This is a genomic window from Prochlorococcus sp. MIT 1327 (assembly GCF_047304785.1).
Taxonomy (GTDB): Bacteria; Cyanobacteriota; Cyanobacteriia; order PCC-6307; family Cyanobiaceae; genus Prochlorococcus; species Prochlorococcus marinus_D.
In genome coordinates this window covers 2,328,633-2,351,090 of sequence record NZ_CP138972.1, presented here as the reverse complement: position 1 = coordinate 2,351,090, position 22,458 = coordinate 2,328,633, and the positions used below count along the sequence as shown (strand labels likewise).

18 protein-coding genes are annotated in these 22,458 nt (G+C 52.2%); 17 read left to right on the top strand and 1 reads right to left on the bottom strand.

From position 1 onward, the window contains the following. Nucleotides 1-432: 432 nt before the first annotated feature. The 5 genes from SIB80_RS11850 (at nucleotide 433) to rpiA (ending at nucleotide 4,917) form a co-directional block, all read left to right on the top strand. Nucleotides 433-1,434 carry a hypothetical protein gene (locus SIB80_RS11850; RefSeq protein ID WP_063419575.1) on the top strand — a complete coding sequence of 334 codons (1,002 nt, stop codon included), beginning with the start codon at nucleotides 433-435 and terminating at the stop codon, nucleotides 1,432-1,434. A gap of 196 nt (nucleotides 1,435-1,630) precedes the next feature. Continuing rightward, entirely contained in the window at nucleotides 1,631-1,849 is a 219-nt protein-coding gene (locus SIB80_RS11845; protein ID WP_236066014.1) for a hypothetical protein, read from the top strand. A 169-nt stretch (nucleotides 1,850-2,018) separates the two neighbouring features. After that, complete coding sequence (locus SIB80_RS11840; RefSeq protein ID WP_236066012.1) at nucleotides 2,019-2,465, top strand: hypothetical protein; 447 nt, start codon at nucleotides 2,019-2,021, stop codon at nucleotides 2,463-2,465. A 535-nt stretch (nucleotides 2,466-3,000) separates the two neighbouring features. After that, the gene (locus SIB80_RS11835; RefSeq protein WP_063419574.1) at nucleotides 3,001-4,158 is read left to right on the top strand and encodes a trypsin-like peptidase domain-containing protein; all 1,158 of its coding nucleotides are present in this window, start codon (nucleotides 3,001-3,003) and stop codon (nucleotides 4,156-4,158) included. 42 nt (nucleotides 4,159-4,200) lie between these two features. Further along, complete coding sequence (gene rpiA / locus SIB80_RS11830; RefSeq protein ID WP_063419573.1) at nucleotides 4,201-4,917, top strand: ribose-5-phosphate isomerase RpiA; 717 nt, start codon at nucleotides 4,201-4,203, stop codon at nucleotides 4,915-4,917. Between the two features lie 5 nt (nucleotides 4,918-4,922). On the opposite strand, the gene hisD is transcribed toward rpiA, so the two are convergent. After that, the gene (gene hisD / locus SIB80_RS11825) at nucleotides 4,923-6,251 is read right to left on the bottom strand and encodes a histidinol dehydrogenase (protein ID WP_063419572.1); all 1,329 of its coding nucleotides are present in this window, start codon (nucleotides 6,249-6,251) and stop codon (nucleotides 4,923-4,925) included. A gap of 130 nt (nucleotides 6,252-6,381) precedes the next feature. On the opposite strand from hisD, the gene rpsT reads away from it, so the two are divergent. The 12 genes from rpsT (at nucleotide 6,382) to SIB80_RS11765 (ending at nucleotide 22,458) form a co-directional block, all read left to right on the top strand. Continuing rightward, nucleotides 6,382-6,684: a 30S ribosomal protein S20 gene (gene rpsT / locus SIB80_RS11820; RefSeq protein WP_063419571.1), complete on the top strand. Its 303-nt coding sequence runs from the start codon at nucleotides 6,382-6,384 to the stop codon at nucleotides 6,682-6,684. Between the two features lie 47 nt (nucleotides 6,685-6,731). Further along, nucleotides 6,732-7,565, top strand: coding sequence for a TatD family hydrolase (locus tag SIB80_RS11815; RefSeq protein WP_063419570.1), 834 nt, complete (start codon nucleotides 6,732-6,734; stop codon nucleotides 7,563-7,565). A 283-nt stretch (nucleotides 7,566-7,848) separates the two neighbouring features. Then, on the top strand, nucleotides 7,849-11,142 hold the full coding sequence (gene rpoB, locus SIB80_RS11810) for a DNA-directed RNA polymerase subunit beta (protein WP_063419602.1): 3,294 nt from the start codon (nucleotides 7,849-7,851) through the stop codon (nucleotides 11,140-11,142). Nucleotides 11,143-11,191: 49 nt separating this feature from the next. Next, on the top strand, nucleotides 11,192-13,096 hold the full coding sequence (locus SIB80_RS11805) for a DNA-directed RNA polymerase subunit gamma (protein ID WP_063419569.1): 1,905 nt from the start codon (nucleotides 11,192-11,194) through the stop codon (nucleotides 13,094-13,096). 47 nt (nucleotides 13,097-13,143) lie between these two features. Further along, nucleotides 13,144-17,268, top strand: coding sequence for a DNA-directed RNA polymerase subunit beta' (locus SIB80_RS11800; protein ID WP_063419568.1), 4,125 nt, complete (start codon nucleotides 13,144-13,146; stop codon nucleotides 17,266-17,268). Nucleotides 17,269-17,327: 59 nt separating this feature from the next. Then, on the top strand, nucleotides 17,328-17,480 hold the full coding sequence (locus tag SIB80_RS11795; protein WP_011130872.1) for a high light inducible protein: 153 nt from the start codon (nucleotides 17,328-17,330) through the stop codon (nucleotides 17,478-17,480). Further along, nucleotides 17,477-18,547 carry a 23S rRNA (adenine(2503)-C(2))-methyltransferase RlmN gene (rlmN, locus tag SIB80_RS11790; RefSeq protein WP_063419567.1) on the top strand — a complete coding sequence of 357 codons (1,071 nt, stop codon included), beginning with the start codon at nucleotides 17,477-17,479 and terminating at the stop codon, nucleotides 18,545-18,547. The genes SIB80_RS11795 and rlmN overlap by 4 nt, the downstream gene beginning before the upstream one ends. A 42-nt stretch (nucleotides 18,548-18,589) precedes the next feature. After that, nucleotides 18,590-20,359, top strand: coding sequence for a sodium:solute symporter family protein (locus SIB80_RS11785; RefSeq protein WP_063419566.1), 1,770 nt, complete (start codon nucleotides 18,590-18,592; stop codon nucleotides 20,357-20,359). Nucleotides 20,360-20,573: 214 nt separating this feature from the next. Next, the gene (locus SIB80_RS11780) at nucleotides 20,574-21,365 is read left to right on the top strand and encodes a HEAT repeat domain-containing protein (protein ID WP_063419565.1); all 792 of its coding nucleotides are present in this window, start codon (nucleotides 20,574-20,576) and stop codon (nucleotides 21,363-21,365) included. Between the two features lie 100 nt (nucleotides 21,366-21,465). Further along, nucleotides 21,466-21,669 carry a DUF2997 domain-containing protein gene (locus tag SIB80_RS11775; RefSeq protein ID WP_041375041.1) on the top strand — a complete coding sequence of 68 codons (204 nt, stop codon included), beginning with the start codon at nucleotides 21,466-21,468 and terminating at the stop codon, nucleotides 21,667-21,669. Then, nucleotides 21,669-22,061: a DUF1257 domain-containing protein gene (locus SIB80_RS11770; protein WP_011130867.1), complete on the top strand. Its 393-nt coding sequence runs from the start codon at nucleotides 21,669-21,671 to the stop codon at nucleotides 22,059-22,061. Before SIB80_RS11775 ends, SIB80_RS11770 begins: the two co-directional genes overlap by 1 nt. Nucleotides 22,062-22,077: 16 nt before the next feature. Continuing rightward, nucleotides 22,078-22,458 carry a ferredoxin gene (locus tag SIB80_RS11765; RefSeq protein ID WP_011130866.1) on the top strand — a complete coding sequence of 127 codons (381 nt, stop codon included), beginning with the start codon at nucleotides 22,078-22,080 and terminating at the stop codon, nucleotides 22,456-22,458.

Here is a 22,458-nt window from a genome sequence, read left to right as displayed (position 1 = left end):
CCATTTAATAGCGATGTACCTATATTTTTTTGCAAATCCAAGCCGACTTGTTGCTAAATTTCAAGAAAATGCAGGGATTTGATCGAAAGAAGTCGCTTTCAAGTTGTTGAAGAGACAAGGGAATGCGACTTGTTTAATGATCTGATCCATGGCCGATCAGACTGAGCCATGGCAAACGCATCGCCTGAAGATACATTAAAGTAATATTATAGTTTCTGAACGTATTGACGCACTGATCGTTTTGCGTCTTGTCAGCGATCAAAAAAGAAGCATAATAACCATTTACTCTTCCCTATTTATTAACGGGAGCCTTCTGGGAAGGTGATCAGTGATGAGCCATAGATTGCTGGTTTGATTTATCACTTTTTCTTAACACTCAATAGGAATTTTCTTTTAAAAGAGGGGATAACATTCTCAAAATCTTTTTAACTAATGGTCAGAATTGCTCCAGTAGTCTTACCACTAAGACGATCTGTACTGACTGCAGGAGTTGCCATCAGTGCCATGGTCATGCAACCGTCTTTTGCTGAGCATCATGACATTGGACCTGAGCAGCCATTTGATTTCTCGGCGTTAACCATTCAAGAGGAGATCGCGCAGGTAGATTCTGTGGACCCTGAATCGAGCTCACAAGCGAACCTAGAGTCTGGAGCAGATCAAGGCAACACGGAAGATTTGGCCAAGCAAGCCCAGAATCCGATTGCGAGCATGATCAGCTTCCCGATTCAGTGGAATGCTACGCCTGGAACTCAATGGGCGCCTTCATTAATTGACCCGTCGGCACGTGATAATCGCACGCAAAATGTTGTCAATGTGCAACCTGTTGTCCCATTCAAGGTCAGCAATGACCTCACCTTGGTTACACGAACGATTGTGCCAATTATCAATCAGCCATGGGCTGACGGAGTCGATTTTACAGCCATAGGAGATATCAACCCGAGTGTTTTCTTTGTGCCAACTCTTAAGGGGAATCTTACGGTTGGCCTTGGGCCAACTTTGATCATGCCATCGGCAACCGATATTCGTATTAGTTCTCAGCGTTGGAGTGCTGGGCCTTCGGCAGTTGTCGTCTATACCAAGGGCCCATGGGTTCTAGGAGGTCTTGCTAATAATGTCTGGTCCTTTTCAGGACGTGGAGGCAAAGATGTGAACAAGCTTTTGATCCAGCCATTTCTTAACTACAACATGCCGAAGGGTTGGTACATCACGAGTTCACCAGTGATCACCAATGATTGGAATGCTGATGACGGTAAGGGTTGGATGGTCCCTATTGGAGCTGGGATAGGTAGGGTCTTTAAAATTGGTGATCAACCTGTTAATGCTTCGCTAAGTGCCTATTGGAATGCTGTAAGGCCGGAAATCTTTGGTGAAAAACTTCAAGGTGACTTTACGATCCGCACTCAGATTCAGTTCCTATTCCCAACGGGTAGCTGAAAAGCATTCTTTTGATTACTCTCCCGACTAATATAAAAACATGATACCTTCACGACGCTTAACAGCACTGATTGCAATTTCTATTTTTTCAATGTTGTCTTCTGAGGCCTTGGCAGAGCAATCTTTGTATGAGCGCAACCCTTAGCAGGGACAGGTCTTAGTTTCGATAGAACCAGATCAGCTTGAAGATGATGAGTTGGTTGAGGAAAATGAGGATGTATTGGAAGAGGACGATTGGAGAGTTTATTTGGACGTTTATGGAATCCTGCCATTATCGACAACTGGAGACATCACCATCAATGGCAATACTGCACCTATAGACTCGAGTCTCGCCGATATTTTGGCTACGGTTACAGGACTTTTACAGGAAGGGCTTCTGTGGAGTATGGGCGACTGGGCTTCATGGCTGGGATAATTTATGGCACTTCGTCTGAGGATCAGAGTGGTACAAATAGTTTTGATGGTGAGAACTTAATCCTCCAATTGATGGCCTGAATCTTAATAGTAAATCGACTACAAATTTCAATCAGTCAGTAATTGAAATTGCTTTGCGCTATCGCCTTTGTGCCATTGAACAGCCAGTCATGAAAAAAGGAGACTCCACTTTTATAGGTTTTGTTGGTGCACGAATCATTGATGCAGGCATGGACATGGATATGTCTTTAACAGCGGATGTCAAAGTGAATGGCAGGACGTTAACAAAGAAGGAGATACCAGAGTTGGAGAAGAGTGCAAGTGGATCGATTAATCGAGCCTGGGTTCAGCCTTTGATTGGTATCCAGGTGACTTATGCGATGAGTCCAGAATGGCAGGCTTTTATGAGGCTGGATGCGGGAGGATTTGGTGTTTCTGGCAAGAAGGATCTTTCTGGAACTACTCAGGCAGGACTTGCTTATACAGTGGGTAATTCAGCGCAATTAACTCTTTCTTGGAAGTACTTTGGCCTTGAGTACGCTGGTTGTAATACTGATAATAGCTATAGTAATTATCAGAATGGTGTCAACCTTGGCTTGAGATGGTTTTTCCTTTAATGGCCTTTAGTTGCTCCTATTCGGCTTTAGATGTCTTGTCTCTATCAGTCGTTTGTATCGATATCTCTTGATGTATGGAGATTGATATTAGTGGGAAACTAATACGAGTTTTGCTCCTTTATGCATCGCGGTTGTTATGTGTTATCACTTCTTAAGTTTTGCAGTTCTTCTAATCCTTGCGTTTTGAGCAAAACTAAATTGCCTTAATTAGTGGGAGTGATTTGTATGATCTTCTATTGCTTTTACTGTGGATAGTACGGCAAGGTTTGATGCCAATTTTCTTCTGCCATCGAAGAACGAATGCGTTTTTCTTTAGGTGGTTTTGTGCTGGCGATTGTTTGTGATTTTATTGATATAGCATTGAATTTCTGGAGTGTCTTTGCTGATCATTTCTTGTTGGAGCCGGTCTGATCGTTTTTTGGCCTCAAATCATTAGCCACCTCATAGGCACGCAAAGTATTGATTTCAGCATTCTTCTGGCAGATCGGTTGCGCAGCTTTGCCTTGCTCCTCTGTTTCGGCTTAGCCTCGCGGTCATGATCTCTTTCAGACTGTTGCTGCAACAGGGTTGCATTGTTTTGAAGCGCTTTTGGGGATTGTTTGTGATGTCCGTGCTGTTCCCTCTTGCTGCAGGGGTTCAGCCTGTTTGGGCTTTGTCTGGTTTAGATGGGACGACTAGCCATAACTTCGTTGCTGATGCGGTAAGTCAGGTGGCGCCTGCAGTGGTTCGCATTGATACGGAACGCACTGTGCAACGTCAGCCTTTTGATCCCACCTTGATTGATCCCTTGCTCAGAGATCTCTTGGGCGAGCCAGGAATTGGGCCAGAGCGTGAGCGCGGTCAGGGTTCGGGTGTCGTGATCGATGATCAGGGGTTGGTGCTGACCAATGCCCACGTGGTTGAACGGGTGGATGCGGTCAGCGTCACCCTTGCCGATGGAGATCAACACGATGGTTCGGTTGTCGGGACGGATCCTGTTACTGATCTGGCTCTTGTGAGACTGGATAGGGGCACACGTCCTGAGGCCGCCCCTCTCGGAGATTCTGATGCCCTTGAGGTAGGCGATTGGGCGATCGCTCTTGGTACCCCCTATGGCCTTGAACGCACCGTCACCCTTGGCATTGTTAGCAGCCTGCATCGCAATATCAGCAGCCTTGGCTTCTCTGATAAACGTTTGGATTTGATTCAGACCGATGCCGCGATTAACCCTGGCAATTCCGGTGGTCCACTCGTTAATGGTCGTGGTGAGGTGATCGGTATCAACACACTGGTTCGTTCTGGTCCAGGCGCTGGTTTGGGATTTGCTATCCCGATCAATTTGGCTCGGCATGTTTCTGAGCAGCTTTTGACCAGTGGGGAGGTGGTGCATCCTTATTTGGGTGTCCAATTGGTGCCGCTGACAGCTCGTATTGCCAGGGAGCACAATCGTGATCCGAATTCGCTGGTGGAATTACCCGAACGCTTTGGGGCGCTTGTGCAGAGTGTTTTGCCGGATAGCCCGGCGGAACGCGCTGGTTTGCGGCGTGGTGATCTTGTGATTGCGGCAGCTGAATCATCAGTCTCTGATCCACAAACTCTGCTTAAACAGGTTGATCAGGCTGAGATCGGTGTCCCCTTCTCATTAAGGATCATGCGCAATGGTCAAGAGATGAGCCTTTCGGTTAATCCAGCCGCATTACCTGGCCTTAGTTGAAACCCTTGCCCTTGCTACCGTCGCGCCGATGATTCAGAAACGATGGCGGACCTTCAAACTCAGATGAAGCAAGCGGTGGCGGCAGCCGCTGTGGAGCAGATCCAAGATGGCATGGTTCTTGGTTTGGGTTCAGGCTCGACGGCAGCTCTGATGATCCAGGCTCTTGGTGCCAAGCTGGCCAGTGGTGAGCTTCGGGACATTGTTGGAGTTACCACATCTTTCCAAGGCGAAGTGATGGCTGCGGAGTTGGGGATTCCCTTGCGCAACCTCACGGCCGTGGATCGCATCGACTTGGCGATCGATGGAGCTGATGAAGTTGATCCCTCTTTTCAGTTAATTAAAGGTGGCGGGGCCTGCCATGTGCAGGAGAAGCTTGTCGCCAGTAGAGCGGATCGCTTTGTGGTTGTTGTTGATTCCACAAAGATTGTTGATCGGCTCAACCTTGGTTTTTTACTTCCGGTTGAGGTCTTGCCTGGTGCTTGGCGACAGGTGCAGGGTCGCTTGGCTGAGTTGGGCGGTATTGCTGATTTGCGGATGGCTCAGCGCAAGGCTGGTCCTGTGGTTACCGATCAGGGCAATCTCGTTTTGGATGTAAGCATGGCCGGAGGTATTGGTGACCCTGAGGATTTGGAGTGTCGAATTAACAATCTTCCGGGTGTCTTAGAGAACGGTTTGTTCGTCAATCTCACCGATGAAGTTTTGGTTGGCCAGATTAGTGATGGTGTTGCGGGAGTGCGTCGTCTACAGCGCCGTGAGTAGAGGGGTTATTCGAAGCGGATACGCACGGATTCAGCATGGCTGTGCAAGCCTTCGCTGCTGGCCAATTCCCTTACGGCGTTAGCAGTGGCCTCAAGGGCAGATCGATTGAATTCGATTAGAGAGGTGTGCCTCAGAAATGTTTCCACGCTCAGGGCGCCGCTGAAGCGGGCCGTTCCGCATGTCGGTAGTGTGTGGTTTGGTCCGGCTAGATAGTCGCCTACCGCTTCAGGGGTCCAGGGGCCGATGAAGATAGCGCCGGCATTTTTGATGCGGTCGGCAATGGTGTGCGGGTGCTCGACCAATAACTCCAAGTGCTCAGGTGCGAAGTGATCGCTGAGTTGAACGCATCTTTCGAGGCTTTCACAGATCACTACCAGCCCCCAGTTGCTTAAAGAGGCTCGGCAGATCTGCTCGCGAGGGTGCCCCTTAAGCTGAGCCTCCAAATGGGATGGGAGCTGTTCGGCGAGGCTTGCTTCGGTGGTGAGTAGTACTGCAGCAGCAAGTGGATCGTGTTCTGATTGGGCCAGTAGGTCGGCGGCCACCTGCTCAACACGAGCACTCTGGTCGGCGATTACTAAAACCTCACTTGGGCCGGCGAGCGAATCAATGCCCACTTGCCCGTAGACGGCCTTTTTCGCAAGGGTTACGTAGAGATTGCCGGGTCCGCTGATCACATCGACCTTTGGCACGGTTGCAGTGCCAAAGGCCAGGGCTGCGATGGCCTGGGCACCACCGAGACGTAAGACCTCACGAATGCCTGCTAGGTGTGCTGCGGCTAGAACGGTTCTGTTGATCTGACCATCCCTTCCCGCGGGTGAAGTCATCACCAGCTGCTCCACACCGGCTACTTGGGCTGGGACTGCATTCATTAGCACTGTGCTCGGATAAGCAGCTCGGCCTCCTGGGATGTAGATCCCGGCTTTTTCTACAGGGCGCCAGCGGCGGCCCAATTGTTCGCCGTGGATGCCTTGCACCATCAGGTCATTCGGTCGCTGATGCTGATGGAAATTCTGGATACGGCGATAGGCCAGCTCCAGAGCAGATTGAAGTTTTTTGGGAGTTTTTCGCCAGGCGTCTTCCAACTCTTCTGGAGCTACGGTCAATGGCTCTGGACGAAAACCGTCAAAGCGCTCGGTCAAGGTGATCAGGGCTTGGTCCCCTTGGCTGCGAACGGTGTCGAGGATGTCCTCCACCGTCGCCATGGCTTGCTTTTGAGAATTGCCGGTAGAGCGGTTGGCCAGCCGCTCTAGTTCAAGCTTGGCTTGTTGCCGATCCCGAACACAATGAATCAGGGTTGAGGGAGTCTCTGACTCGGCCTGGCCGCTTTGTGTCAAAGTCTGCAACCTGAATATCTGAAATCAAGTTAGGGCTTGCTCTTCTGGCGTGTCTTAAAGCGCTTGTAATGGCATCTCAAAAATTGGTGCTGGGTTAATGTGATGGATTCTTGAATCAGCGCAAGCATCTGTGGCCAATAAGAAGTCTTCCAAGAAGCGTGTTCAGATTGCCGAGCGCAACCGTCTTGAAAACAAGTCGTATAAATCGGCCATGCGCACATTAATGAAGCGTTGCTTCAGCGCTTGTAGTCATTATTCTCAGCAGCCTGGCGATACAGCTAAAGCGAATGTAAAGGCCAGCATTGATTCGGCTTTCAGCAAAATTGATAAGGCGGTGAAACGTGGAGTTCTGCATCGCAACACCGCTGCCCATCAGAAGTCTCGTCTTAGTGCAGCGGTGAAGCAGGCGATTGAACCGGCGCCAAGCACTTAGGGCTGATTAGGCATGGTCCATTTTGAAAGGGCTTGTTCTTTCCCTTGATGAGGAAAGGCCTGCAAAATGGTGCCAATGATGCGTTTTGGGTTCTGGTGTCGTCTCCGATTCTTATCGATAGTCATTGTCACATCGTCTTTCGCAATTTCGATGATGATCTCGATGAGGTAGCTGCACGCTGGCGACAGGCGGGCGTAGCGAGTCTGCTGCATGCGTGCGTGGAACCCGCAGAGATTCCTGCGATTCGTGCTTTGGCGGATCGTTTCCCTGAACTGCGCTATTCAGTGGGGGTTCATCCCCTCGACACACAGCACTGGAATCCTCAGACGCAGTCGCTGTTGCGAGATGCAGCTCTTGAAGATCCAAGGGTGGTGGCTATTGGTGAACTCGGGCTTGATCTTTACCGGGATTCAAACCTTGAACAGCAGTTGGCTGTGCTGAGACCGCAGTTGGACTTGGCCACGGAGTTAGATCTACCCGTGATCATTCATTGTCGTGATGCATTTGATCCCATGACGTTGGAGTTGCGTCAGCGTCAGAAGGAGGGGCGTTGCCCTAGGGGGGTGATGCATTGCTGGGGCGGCACACCAGAGGATATGGAGGTCTGCTTGGATCTTGGTCTTTACATCAGTTTCAGTGGCACAGTCACCTTCCCGAAGGCTGAGGCCATTCACGCCTGCGCGCGCGAAGTTCCGCAGAATCGTTTTCTAGTCGAGACGGATTGTCCGTTTCTGGCTCCAGTGCCTCGTAGGGGTAAGCGCAATGAGCCTGCCTACGTCGAAGCTGTGGCTTCTCGGGTGGCTGAGCTTCGAGGGGAGTCTTTGGCCTTCGTTGCAAGCAGTAGCACGGCTAATGCAAGACGATTGTTCTCTTTGCCCTGATCTCAAGACATTGGACAGGGGTTTGGCGGTCTACAAGTGTAAAATTATTGACTGGTCTGGCCATGATGCAGTTCTTCTGCGTCCCTGCCGCCCGAAGCGCCCATTGTCTTCTGGTGCATTGTTGACGTCAGTCTTTTTGAATCGAGATCTCTGAGCCCATGAGTACGGCAGCAGCTCCTTGGTACAGGGAGCTGCTGCCGCTGCCTTTTGTGCTGCCGACTCGGATCTAGGCCCGTCGATTGTTCAGGTCTTCCAATTTCACTTCTCAACTGCAGGTCTCCGCATGAGCAGCAGCGCGATTCAGGTCGCCAAGACCGCCACCTACCTGCCTGATCTCGTTGAAGTTCAGCGGGCTAGCTTCAAGTGGTTTCTTGATGAGGGCTTGATCGAGGAGTTGGATAGCTTTTCTCCGATCACGGACTACACAGGCAAGCTTGAACTCCATTTTGTTGGCAATGAATACCGATTGAAGCGGCCTCGCCACGATGTTGAAGAGGCCAAGCGCCGTGATGCCACTTTCGCATCACAGATGTATGTGACCTGTCGCTTAGTGAATAAGGAAACAGGTGAGATTAAGGAGCAGGAGGTGTTTATTGGCGAGCTTCCTCTGATGACTGAGCGAGGTACGTTCATTATCAATGGTGCAGAGAGGGTTATTGTTAATCAGATTGTGCGCAGCCCAGGGGTATATTTTAAGGATGAACAGGATAAGAATGGACGACGAACATACAATGCCAGTGTTATCCCTAACCGTGGTGCCTGGCTAAAGTTCGAAACAGATAAAAACGCCCTTCTGCATGTGCGTGTTGATAAAACACGCAAAATTAATGCCCATGTTTTAATGCGGGCCATGGGGCTATCAGATAACGATGTAATCGATAAGCTTCGTCACCCCGAGTATTACAAGAAGTCTATTGAGGCTGCAAATGAGGAAGGAATTAGTTCAGAGGATCAGGCTTTGCTTGAGCTTTATAAAAAGCTTCGTCCTGGTGAGCCTCCTTCAGTAAGCGGTGGACAACAGCTTCTGCAGACCCGATTTTTTGATCCCAAGCGTTACGACCTTGGCCGAGTTGGCCGTTACAAGATTAATAAAAAGCTGCGTCTAACAATCCCGGATACGGTGCGGACCCTCACCCATGAGGATGTGCTCTCAACCCTTGATTATCTGATCAATTTAGAACTCGATGTGGGTGGTGCCAGCCTTGATGACATTGATCACCTGGGCAATCGTCGAGTGCGTTCAGTGGGTGAACTTTTGCAGAACCAGGTCCGGGTTGGTCTCAATCGCCTGGAGAGGATCATCAAAGAACGGATGACGGTGGGAGAGACCGATTCGCTCACACCAGCTCAGTTGGTGAACCCCAAGCCTCTCGTTGCAGCTGTTAAGGAGTTCTTCGGTTCCAGTCAGCTGAGTCAGTTCATGGATCAGACGAATCCATTGGCTGAACTCACCCACAAACGTCGTATCTCAGCTCTGGGGCCAGGGGGCCTCACTAGGGAGCGTGCCGGCTTCGCGGTGCGTGATATTCACCCCTCCCATTATGGCCGTCTCTGCCCAATTGAGACACCGGAAGGCCCGAATGCAGGTTTGATCAATTCACTGGCTACCCATGCTCGGGTGAATCAGTATGGTTTCATTGAGACTCCCTTCTGGAAGGTTGAGAACGGTCGCCTGATCAAGGAGGGAGACCCCATCTATTTATCAGCCGATCTTGAGGATGAGTGTCGTGTGGCTCCTGGTGATGTGGCTACGGATGCTGATGGAAAGATTCTCGCTGAATTAATTCCGGTGCGTTATCGCCAGGACTTCGAAAAAGTTCCACCTGAGCAGGTGGATTATGTGCAGCTCTCGCCGGTGCAGGTGATCTCTGTCGCCACCTCCTTGATTCCTTTCCTCGAGCACGATGACGCCAATAGGGCTCTGATGGGATCAAATATGCAACGGCAGGCCGTACCACTGTTGCGGCCTGAGCGGCCTTTGGTGGGGACGGGCCTCGAAACTCAGGTGGCTCGTGATTCCGGGATGGTGCCCATCTCCCGTGTTAATGGCAAGGTCACATTCGTTGATGCCACTGCGATCATCGTCCGGGATGAGGATGGGGTTGATCACACCCACTACCTGCAGAAGTATCAGCGTTCAAATCAGGACACCTGTCTCAATCAGCGTCCGATTGTCTGCCAGGGTGATCCGGTGATCGTGGGTCAGGTTCTCGCGGATGGTTCTGCTTGTGAAGGCGGTGAAATTGCTTTAGGTCAGAACGTTTTGGTCGCTTATATGCCTTGGGAGGGTTACAACTACGAGGACGCTATTCTTGTCAGCGAACGATTAGTTAAGGACGACCTCTACACCTCGGTGCATATCGAGAAGTATGAGATCGAGGCACGACAGACAAAGCTCGGTCCCGAGGAGATCACCAGGGAGATACCCAATGTTGCCGAGGAAAGTCTTGGCAATCTTGATGAAATGGGCATCATTCGCATCGGTGCTTTTGTCGAGAGCGGAGACATTTTGGTGGGTAAAGTGACGCCTAAAGGTGAGTCAGATCAGCCTCCAGAAGAGAAGCTTTTGCGTGCCATTTTTGGTGAAAAAGCGCGCGATGTGCGTGATAACTCTCTACGCGTTCCCAGCACTGAACGAGGACGAGTTGTGGACGTTCGTATTTACACTCGTGAACAGGGTGATGAGCTTCCTCCTGGCGCCAATATGGTCGTTCGAGTGTATGTGGCTCAGCGTCGCAAGATCCAGGTTGGCGACAAGATGGCCGGTCGCCACGGCAATAAAGGCATTATCAGTCGCATTCTTCCCCGCGAAGACATGCCTTTTCTGCCCGATGGCACTCCAGTTGACATCGTTTTGAATCCTTTGGGCGTTCCCAGCCGGATGAATGTGGGACAGGTGTTTGAGTGCTTAATGGGATGGGCAGCAGCCAATCTCGACTGTCGCGTCAAGGTAGTGCCTTTTGATGAAATGTATGGAGCTGAAAAGTCTCAGCAGACAGTTGAGGCTTATCTCAAGGAAGCTGCCAAACAGAAAGGTAAGCAATGGGTCTACAACCCTGAAAATCCTGGCAAGCTTCAATTGATTGATGGACGATCGGGTGAACCTTTCGACCAGCCGGTGACTGTTGGTTATGCACAGATTCTGAAGCTTGTTCATCTGGTTGACGATAAGATCCATGCTCGCTCAACAGGTCCTTATTCACTGGTAACCCAGCAACCTCTTGGCGGTAAGGCTCAACAAGGTGGCCAACGTTTAGGTGAGATGGAGGTGTGGGCTCTTGAGGCCTATGGCGCCGCTTACACCCTGCAGGAGCTGCTTACTGTTAAATCAGACGATATGCAGGGTCGTAATGAAGCCCTCAATGCAATCGTGAAGGGCAAGCCTATCCCCAGACCGGGAACACCCGAGTCTTTCAAGGTGTTGATGCGTGAGCTTCAGTCCCTCGGGCTCGATATCGCTGTTTATACCGATGAAGGCAAAGAAGTGGATCTGATGCAGGATGTGAACCCTCGCCGTAGTACTCCTAGCCGACCCACTTACGAATCCCTTGGAGTTGCGGATTACGACGAAGATTAACGGCCTTACCTAACTGCTTTTCGTTTCCCAAACTGTTTGCGATTCGTTCATGACTAACAGCAACCTGCGCACAGAGAACCACTTCGACTACGTCAAAATCACACTTGCTTCACCAGATCGGGTGATGGAGTGGGGTCAGCGCACACTCCCTAATGGGCAGGTTGTGGGTGAAGTGACGAAGCCGGAGACGATCAATTACCGCACCCTTAAGCCTGAGATGGACGGGCTCTTTTGCGAGAAGATCTTCGGCCCTTCAAAGGATTGGGAGTGTCATTGCGGGAAATATAAGCGGGTTCGACACCGTGGCATTGTCTGTGAGCGCTGTGGCGTTGAGGTCACTGAAAGTCGGGTCCGGCGTCATCGCATGGGCTTCATCAAGTTGGCCGCTCCTGTCTCCCACGTTTGGTATTTGAAAGGGATACCTAGTTATGTGGCGATCTTGTTAGATATGCCACTACGTGATGTTGAGCAGATTGTTTACTTCAACTGTTATGTAGTCCTCGATCCTGGTGATCATAAGGAACTCAAGTATAAGCAATTACTGACTGAGGATGAGTGGCTAGAGATCGAAGATGAGATCTATGCGGAAGATTCCACGATTGAGAATGAGCCGATGGTTGGCATCGGTGCTGAAGCCCTAAAGCAATTGCTAGAAGATTTAGAGTTAGCTGATGTAGCTGAACAGTTGAGAGAGGATATTTCCTCTAGTAAGGGGCAGAAACGGGCCAAGTTGATTAAGCGTTTGAGAGTGATTGATAACTTTATTGCTACTAATGCAAGGCCTGAGTGGATGGTGCTGGATGCAATTCCAGTTATTCCTCCGGACCTTCGTCCAATGGTCCAGTTGGATGGCGGACGTTTCGCTACATCCGACCTAAATGATCTCTACCGTCGGGTGATTAACCGCAACAACCGTCTTGCGCGGCTTCAGGAAATCTTGGCTCCTGAAATTATCGTTCGAAATGAGAAGCGGATGCTCCAAGAGGCAGTTGATGCTCTGATCGATAATGGTCGTCGTGGTCGAACTGTTGTTGGTGCTAATAATCGCCCGTTGAAGTCACTTAGTGACATCATTGAGGGCAAACAGGGTCGCTTTCGCCAGAACTTGTTAGGTAAGCGGGTCGACTATTCTGGTCGTTCCGTGATCGTGGTGGGCCCCAAGCTGAAGATGCATCAGTGCGGGTTGCCTAAAGAGATGGCAATCGAGCTATTCCAGCCTTTTGTGATCCATCGCCTGATTCGTCAAAACATTGTCAACAACATCAAAGCTGCTAAGAAGTTGATTCAGCGGGCTGATGATGAGGTGATGCAGGTGCTGCAGGAGGTCATTGAGGGACACCCGATCCTGTTAAACCGCGCTCCAACTCTGCACCGTCTGGGTATACAGGCTTTTGAACCGAAGCTGGTTGCTGGCCGTGCCATTCAGTTACACCCGTTGGTTTGCCCTGCCTTTAACGCCGACTTTGATGGCGACCAAATGGCTGTTCATGTGCCTTTGGCCATTGAGGCTCAGACGGAAGCGCGAATGTTGATGTTGGCCAGCAACAACATCCTTTCACCTGCCACTGGCGATCCGATTATCACGCCTTCTCAGGACATGGTGCTTGGCTCCTATTACCTCACGGCGATTAAGCCGGGAGCTTCTGTTCCTGAGTTTGGCGATCAATCCAGAACCTATGCTGGTTTAGAGGACGTCATCCATGCGTTTGAAGATAAAAGACTCCTGCTGCATGACTGGGTTTGGGTTCGCTTCAACGGTGAGGTAGAGGATGAAGATGAAATTGACAAACCTCTCAAGGCTGAATCACTTAGTGATGGCACTCGCATTGAGCAGTGGACTTATCGCCGAGATCGTTTCGACGAAGACGGAGCGTTGATCAGTCGCTACATCCTTACAACAGTGGGCCGCGTGGTGATGAATTACACAATTATCGATGCGGTGGCCGCCGCCTGAGTCACTCCAAAACCAGCTTTCTTCCCTGACCTGATTCGCGTGTAGCCATGACCTCAACCTCCCCGAAATCCCGCAAGCCTTCGACCAAGACCACCAAGTCCAAGGCCAAGTCGAAGTCCAAGTCCAAGGCCGCGAAGGCTGTTGCGGCAAGTGCTTCGCCAGCACTGGCGAGGACCCCACCGCAGTTTCGTAACCGGGTTATCGATAAGAAGGCCCTCAAGCAACTGGTGGCATGGGCTTACAAGACACACGGCACCGCTGTAACCGCTTCCATGGCGGACAATCTCAAGGACCTTGGCTTTCGCTACGCCACTCAGGCTGCCGTGTCGATTTCCGTGGAAGACCTCAAGGTGCCTGAGGCCAAGCAAGACTTGCTTGGCCAGGCGGAGGCTCAGATCACGGCCACCGAGGAGTGTTATCGCCTTGGTGAAATCACAGAGGTTGAGCGTCATACCAAGGTGATTGATACCTGGACAGAAACCAATGAGCGTTTGGTTGATGCGGTCAAGAAGAATTTCAATCAGAACGACCCGCTGAACTCGGTCTGGATGATGGCCAACTCTGGGGCTCGTGGAAACATGTCTCAGGTTCGCCAGCTTGTTGGTATGCGTGGCCTGATGGCCAATCCGCAGGGGGAGATTATTGATCTGCCGATTCGCACCAATTTCCGTGAGGGTCTAACGGTTACTGAGTACGTGATCTCCTCTTACGGCGCACGTAAGGGTTTGGTCGATACAGCGTTGCGAACAGCCGATTCCGGTTATCTCACGCGGCGTCTGGTGGATGTTGCTCAGGATGTGATCGTTCGTGAGGATGATTGCGGCACCACTAGGGGCATCATTGTGAAGGCGGAAGACGGTGGTTTTGGTAGCCGTCTTGTTGGTCGCCTCACTGCAGAGCAAGTCGTCAATGTTGACGGCGAAATTCTTGCTGAACGCAATACAGAAATCGATCCACCGCTTTCTAGGCGTTTCGAAAAGGCAGCCATCACTGAGGTCATGGTGCGCTCACCGCTTACTTGTGAGGCGAATCGTTCCGTATGTAGGAAGTGTTACGGGTGGGCACTGGCTCATAACGAATTAGCCGATCTCGGCGAAGCCGTCGGCATTATTGCTGCTCAGTCCATCGGTGAACCGGGGACGCAGCTCACCATGCGAACTTTCCATACCGGTGGTGTGTCTACCGCTGAGACTGGCGTGGTTCGCTCCACTGTTGCTGGCACAGTTGAGTTTGGCTCAAAGGCTCGTGTGCGTGGTTATCGCACACCCCATGGTCTAGAGGCTCAGCAGTCTGAAGTGGACTTCACTCTCACTGTGAAGCCTTCAGGCAAGGGTCGTGCACAGAGGATCGACATCACCACCGGATCTTTGCTGTTCGTTAGTGATGGACAGGAGATCGAGGCAGACGTGACTGTTGTTCAGATCGCGGCTGTTGCGGTGAAAAAGAGCGTGGAGAAGGCCACTAAAGACGTAATTTGTGACCTGGCTGGTCAGGTTCGTTATGAGCAGGTTATTCAGCCCAGGGAAGTTAAAGACCGTCAGGGAAATATCACTCTGAAGGCGCAGCGTTTAGGGAGACTTTGGGTGCTTGCTGGGGATGTCTACAACCTTCCCCCCAATGCCGAGCCTGTAGTCCAGGGCAATGTCAAAGTCGAACGTGGTCAGGTGTTGGCGGAGGCCAGCCAGGCCAGCGAGTTTGGAGGTGAGGTGCGTCTGCGCGATTCGATCGGGGATTCTCGCGAGGTGCAGATCGTTACCACCTCTATGACGATGAAGGACTTCAAGCTGCTCGGAGAGTCCACGCATTCAGGGGAACTTTGGCATCTGGAGGCAAAAGACGGTACCCGTTATCGCTTAAACACCATTCCCGGAAGCAAGATTGGCAATGGTGAAGTGGTGGCTGAGTTGGCTGATGACCGCTTCCGCACTCAGACCGGTGGTCTGGTGCGCTTTGCCCCTGGTCTGGCGATCAAGAAGGCTCGCTCAGCCAAGAATGGCTTTGAGGTGAATAAGGGTGGCACCTTGCTTTGGATCCCTCAGGAGACACATGAGATCAACAAGGACATTTCCTTGTTGATGATCGAGGACGGCCAGTGGATTGAGGCCGGGACTGAGGTTGTCAAGGACATCTTCAGCCAGACCGCCGGGATCGTAACGGTGACTCAGAAGAACGACATCCTGCGCGAAATCATCGTTCGCAGTGGCAGCTTCCACCTTTGTACTGAAACCAAGGCCTTAGAGCGTTTCACAGGTGATGGCCAGATCGTGAACCCAGGCGAGACGATTGCCAAGGGCATCAATTCTGAAGCCATGGTCTTTGTGCAGACCGTGGACACACCTGAGGGGACTGGTCTGTTGCTAAGACCTATGGAGGAATACACCATCCCAAATGAGGCTCAACTCCCTGAGTTGACTCATGTCAAGCAGCCGAAGGGCCCTTATCTGGGGATTAAGGCCACCCAGCGACTCGCCTTTAAGGATGGAGAGCTGATCAAATCGGTTGAGGGCGTAGAGCTACTCAAAACTCAACTCATTCTTGAGACGTTTGACACAACTCCTCAGATGACTGTGGATGTAGAGGCTGTGCGTGATAAGCGAGCTAAGACCATCGAAAGATTGCGTTTGGTGATTCTCGAGAGCATCCTTGTGCGTCGCGACACAATCTCCGATTCAAGCCATGGCTCCACTCACACCGAGTTGCAGATTGAGGACGGCCAGTCGGTTAAGGCCAGTGATGTGGTTGCGACAACTCAGATCCTTTGTAAGCAAGAGGGGATCGCCCAGTTGCCTGTTGTCCAGGAGGGTGACCCTGTGCGACGTTTGATTGTTGAGCGTGATGAAGACACCATTACGGTGACGACCAATGGCAGTCCCCTCGTGGAGGTAGGCCAGCGATTGGTCGATGGCGACTCGCTAGCAAAAGATGAGCCGTCTAGTTGTTGCGGAGAGGTAGAGGAGGTTGATGGGAAAGCAATCACCTTGCGCCTTGGACGCCCTTACATGGTGTCTCCAGATTCTGTATTGCATGTTCGCGATGGCGATTTGGTGCAGCGGGGTGATGGTTTGGCGTTGTTGGTGTTTGAACGTCAGAAGACAGGAGACATTGTTCAGGGTTTGCCGCGGATTGAGGAGTTGCTCGAAGCTCGTCGCCCAAGGGAATCTGCTGTGCTCTGTAAGAAGCCAGGCACTGTGGAGATCAAGCAAGGAGAAGACGATGAATCAATCACGGTGACTGTGATTGAGGCAGATGATGCTATTGGCGAATACCCGATTCTTCTAGGTCGTAACGTCATGGTCAGCAATGGGCAGCAGGTCCATGCTGGAGAACTGCTCACTGATGGTCCTATTAACCCTCACGAGCTACTCGATTGCTTTTTCGAGGATTTACGTGGGCGCAAGCCGTTGATGGATGCTGCACAAGAGGCGATCGCCAAACTCCAGCACCGTTTGGTCACAGAGGTTCAGAATGTCTACAAGTCACAGGGTGTCTCGATTGACGACAAACACATTGAGGTGATTGTCCGCCAGATGACTAGCAAGGTGCGGATTGAGGATGCTGGTGATACCACTTTGCTGCCAGGGGAGTTGATCGAATTGCGTCAGGTGGAGGACACCAATCAGGCTATGGCGATCACTGGTGGAGCCCCTTCTGAGTTCACACCTGTTCTGCTGGGAATTACGAAGGCGTCTCTGAACACCGACAGCTTCATCTCGGCGGCTTCTTTCCAAGAGACCACACGAGTGCTCACTGAAGCCGCAATCGAGGGTAAGAGCGATTGGCTACGTGGTCTCAAAGAGAACGTGATCATCGGTCGGTTGATTCCCGCCGGTACTGGCTTTAGTGGCTTCCAGGAAGAGTTGCGAGCCGAGGCGGGGCCTCATCCGGACATCCTCGCCGAGGACCCTGCTGGCTATCGCCGAATGCAGAACTTGCGTCCGGATTACACCGTGGAGATGCCTGCAGCTCCTGCGGCCAGTTCGACTGCTGTGTTGGCTGACCCCAGTGACGCTGATTTGGAGGCCACACGCAGTCGTCATGGGATTGATCCAGCGGCTAGCAACTTCGCTGCTTTTGTTCGTCCTACTGGTGAGAATGAACTCGAGGAGGAACAGCTGCCAGATCCATCCGCTCTCGAGGGTCTTCAGCAGGAGGGGCTGCTCACTGAGGAGTGAGCAAACTTCTCCTGAATGTTCGTTTCTGCTTTGAAAACGCTTGATTGAGGCCTTCATCCATGCTTGAGCCCACCATCATTCCGCAACGGCGAAAGCCTCGTTATGGCTTTCACAGCCATAACGAGAAGCTCAATGGACGTATGGCGATGCTTGGCTTTATTGCCTTAATGGTGGTGGAGGCAACACTCGGGCATGGTTTGTTGATCTGGTGAGCTCTACCCATCTGCCTGGCGGCAATCAGGCGTTACTGGGTTGTAGTGCTAATGAACTAGAGGGCTGGGCTGTGGCAGAAGGCCAGCCAGCCTTCCGGGGCCGTCAGTTGCATGACTGGCTCTATACCAAGGGGGCCAGAAGTTTTGAGGCGATCACAGTGTTGCCAAAGTCATGGCGCCTCTCGTTGCAACAGCGAGGCATCACGATTGGGCGGTTGTTGGAGGTGAATCGGGCTGTTGCGGTGGATGACACGACCAAGTTGCTGCTGGCAACGGTTGATGGCGAAACCATTGAGAGTGTAGGCATCCCAACCCAGCAACGTCTCACAGTGTGCCTATCCAGTCAGGTGGGCTGTCCAATGGCTTGTCGCTTCTGCGCTAGCGGGAAGGGAGGGCTGCAACGATCGCTGGCCACACACGAGATTGTTGATCAGGTGTTGAGCTTGCGCGAGGCGATGGATCGCCGTCCTTCCCACGTTGTCTTTATGGGTATGGGTGAGCCTTTGCTCAACATTGAAGCGGTCTTGGCGGCGATTCGTTGCCTAAATATTGATCTAGGTATTGCTCAGCGCCGTATCACTGTGAGCACCGTGGGTGTCCCCCATACGCTGCCCCAGCTGGCAGAGCTGGCGATGAAACGTCTAGGTCGCGCCCAGTTCACCCTGGCTGTGAGTCTGCATGCTCCCAATCAAGAGTTGCGCGAACGTTTGATTCCTACCGCTTGCGCTTATTCCTTCGAGACTCTGCTTCAAGACTGTCGCCATTATTTGGCAGTGACTGGTCGACGGGTGACTTTTGAGTACATCCTGCTTGGAGCACTTAATGATCAGCCTCAGCATGCAGAAGAACTAGCGGATAGGGTTAGGGGCTTCCAGAGTCATGTGAATCTGATTGCCTACAACCCGATCGACGATGAGGGTTTTCAACGTCCTAATCCAGAGACGATTAAGGCCTTTCGGCGTGTATTGGAGCAGCGTGGGGTGGCAGTGAGTTTGCGTGCAAGTCGAGGTCTGGATCAGAATGCCGCCTGTGGCCAGCTCCGCCGCCAGCACGCAGCCATCGGCTGAGATGGACTAGCTGAGCCACACTGCGATCAACCGCCTAGGGATATGGCTGCCATTGATTGGATGATCCTCGTTGGTTATCTCGCCATCACTCTCGTGATTGGGCTTTGGTTGTCTCGTCGCAATCGAAGTGAGGATGATTACTTTGTTGCTGGACGTCGACTCAGTGGTTGGTTGGCTGGGGCTTCGATGGCCGCAACGACATTTTCGATTGATACCCCTCTTTATGTAGCCGGTCTGGTTGGCACACGAGGATTGGCCGGTAATTGGGAATGGTGGAGCTTCGGCCTGGCGCATGTCGCCATGGCAGTTGTCTTTGCTCCGCTCTGGCGACGGAGTGGGGTGCTGACCGATGCTGCATTCACCGAGCTGCGTTATGGCGGAGCACCTGCCGCCTGGCTGCGTGGGATTAAAGCATTTTTGCTCGCACTGCCGGTGAATTGCATCGGTATCGGCTATGCCTTCCTGGCCATGCGTAAGGTCGTAGAAGCCCTGGGCATCGTGTCTGGCAGCCCTGTGGAAGTGCTTGGCGGCACCCCTGACACCGTTGTGCTGTTGGCAGTCGTGGCTGTGATGGTGCTTGTTTACACCGTTGCTGGGGGCCTCTGGGCTGTCGTGATCACCGATTTCGTGCAGTTGCTGTTGGCTCTTTTGGGAGCGGTGGCGGTGGCGTGGGCCGCCGTTCATGCAGCCGGAGGGATGGACGCCATGCTCGATCAATTGAGGGGGTTGGAGCGACCTGAACTGCTGGCGATCGTGCCCTGGCAATGGAATGGTGATGGCTTTGATTGGATTGGTGGCGCCGAGATCAGTGTGGCCACATTCCTGTCTTATCTCACTGTCCAATGGTGGAGTTTTCGTCGCAGTGACGGTGGTGGTGAGTTCATTCAGCGAATGTTGGCCACGCGGGACGAGCGTCAGGCTCAACTGGCTGGCTGGGTGTTTCTGGTGGTCAACTATCTGGTGCGCAGTTGGTTGTGGGTTTTGGTTGCTCTTGCCGCTTTAGTGCTCTTGCCAGCTCAGGCCGACTGGGAACTCAGTTACCCAACCTTGGCTGTGACCTACCTACCACCAGTGGGGCTTGGTCTTGTAGTGGTCTCTCTGGTGGCGGCTTTCATGAGTACGGTCAGTACCGCTGTGAACTGGGGTGCTAGCTATCTCACCCACGATCTTTACCAGCGCTTTATCAGGCCGGATGCTGATCAGAGAGAGCTGTTGCTGGTCGGTCAATTCACCAGTGTTTTGCTGCTAGTTCTCGGGGTGATCACCGCATTAATTAGCGACAGCATCGGCACAGTGTTTCGTCTGGTGATTGCTATTGGTACCGGGCCCGGAGTGGTGCTTGTGCTGCGTTGGTTCTGGTGGCGGATCAATGCTGCTGCCGAATTGGCGGCGATGGTTTGTGGTTTTGTGGTGGGCCTTTGTACATCCGTTGTGCCCTTGGTGACAATTCCTGATTACGGCACCAGGTTGATGATCACCACAGCGATTACTGCTGTGGCCTGGGTTGTAGTGATGCTGGTGACTCCGCCTGAATCGCCGCAAGTGCTCGAGAGCTTTGTGAACCAGGTGCAGCCACCAGGCCCAGGCTGGAGTCGCTTGCGTCAACGCCTGGATATAACACCGGTGGATTCCCTCGTAAGTTTGTGTTTGCGCTTCATTCTTAGTGTCGGTGTTCTGTTTGGCGGTCTGCTCGGCACTGGCGCGTTTCTGTTACATCAGCAGCTAGGCGGTTGGATCGGTTTGGTGGTCACCGTGGTCTGTGTGCTGCCTTTAACCCGTGGTTGGCTGCGCAGTCGGATAGGCGTCGCATGATCTCCAACAAGGTCTTGGCTTGGGAGGCAGAATGAGGGAAAGAGTTCGTAAGCATTGAATTTCATACGTTCCACCGTGTTGCCTGCTCTGATTGTGGTTTTATTTGGGGTGGCTCTGGTGGCAGTGACTGCTCGTATCTGGTTGCCTGGGGACATGCTCGCGCCGGCTCCAATCGGGTGAGATCAGTCGGCCTAATGCCTCTACGATCAAGGTCATGAGTGAAGCTTCTAGACAGCTAGAGCAAGGTCTGGCCAACCTGGCCATTGATCCTGATGTCTTGGCCAAGGAGTTGGCGGCTGAACAGTTCGTTGATCCGCTTGACGAAATCAATCCTGACAGTTCAGACGTGGCACATGTGTGTGACGCAGGTCTTAACTGGCTGAAGCTGGGCCATGAGGAGCGTCTGCAGGGGCTAAGGGTGTTTTGTGAACATCGGGATCCCAGGGCAGTGGCTTTGCTGTTGCCCTTGTTGAAGGAGCCTTGTCCAGTGGAACGGATGAGTGCTGTTTATGCGTTAGGCCGAAATCCTTCTCCGCCAGCTTTAGAGCCCCTTTTGCAGTTGCTACAGGCTGACTGCAATGCCTATGTGCGTAAGGCAACTGCCTGGAGCCTGGGGAATTACGCCGATGCCCGCGTCCTTAAACCCCTCATTCATGTTCTCCAAAATGATGTTGCTGCGGTAAGGCTATGGGCCACCGGCTCATTGGCAGAAGCCGGTGGAACTTCTCCTGCCAATGCTGATATCGCTGCCAGTCAACTACTGATGAGTTTGCAGATCGATGGAGAACCTGTTGTGCGAAGCAACTGCATCTGGGCCCTCGGACGTCTTTACGACACGTTGGTTGAACCTCGTCGGCAGGAGTTGGTGGAGGCTTTTGTTGATTCCCTGCTCAACGATGCAGAGCTCTCGGTACGTGATGAGGCTCGCATCGCACTTGAGCAGTTGGAGAACTCTGAGGTGATTCAGCGGCTGCAAACTCTTGTAGATGAAGGACGCTTGACCTGAAGGCTCAGATTGGATCCTTGATTTACTTGGGTCTTGTGACAATCAACACGTCAGCTCTTGAAGATGGAGGATATTATTTGGAACCCTTCTGATGAAGTGGATGCCTCAACAGACTGTGCGATTCCGGATCCGTCAAGACGGACGTGTTGAAGAGAGTGTTGAGGGAGTGGTTGGTGAAGCCTGCCGTCTTCTCACTGAGCGGATTGAAGAATCCATCGGTGTTGTGGAACAAAGCACACCTACAGCCGAGGCGTTTCTCCGTCCACAGGATCAATCCCAGTCCATTCCAGCCGAGCTTCTTTGATGTCGCACTTCAGCACCGTTAAGACACACCTGCGCAAACGAGAGCCCCTGTTACAGGCGCTCAAGGATCTTGGTTATGTCCCCCAAGAAGGAGAGCGTTCTGTTCGCGGCTATCGCGGCCAAACAGTCACAGCTGAATTGGCTGTGATCATGCCTGAAGGTGGTGATATTGGTTTCCGTTTGAATTCGACTACCGGGGCCTATGAATTGGTGACCGACCTCGACCTCTGGCGGCAATCTGTTCCGGTGGAACGTTTTCTTGCTCAGCTCACCCAGCGCTACGCCCTTAATACGGTGTTGGCATCAACAGCGCAGGAAGGCTTTGAGGTGGCAGAGCAGCGCAATACTGATGACGGCGCTATCGAACTGGTGGTAACTCGCTGGGATTCCTGATATCCAACCTTGACCATTGATTGATCCATCGGCAGCTTTTCAGGTTTCCGCCCAGCTTGATGAGCGGGCGAATGGATCGGAGCCGCTGCTTGGTGGCCAATTGCGCGAGAAGGCTGTCTGGGTTGATGAGGCTGTCTGCATTGGTTGTCGGTACTGCGCTCATGTAGCGACTAACACCTTTGTGATCGAGCCAACAATGGGTCGCTCGCGGGCCATCCGGCAGGACGGGGATAGTACGGAACGCATTCAGGAAGCCATTGCGACCTGCCCGGTGAACTGCATCAAATGGGTGCAGTTTGAGCAGCTAGATGAATTGCGAGCTCAATTAGCAGCTCTGGAATTGCTTCCTCTCGGATTTCAAAGGACTTCTCGTAAGCGGCGTAATCATGGCTCCTAA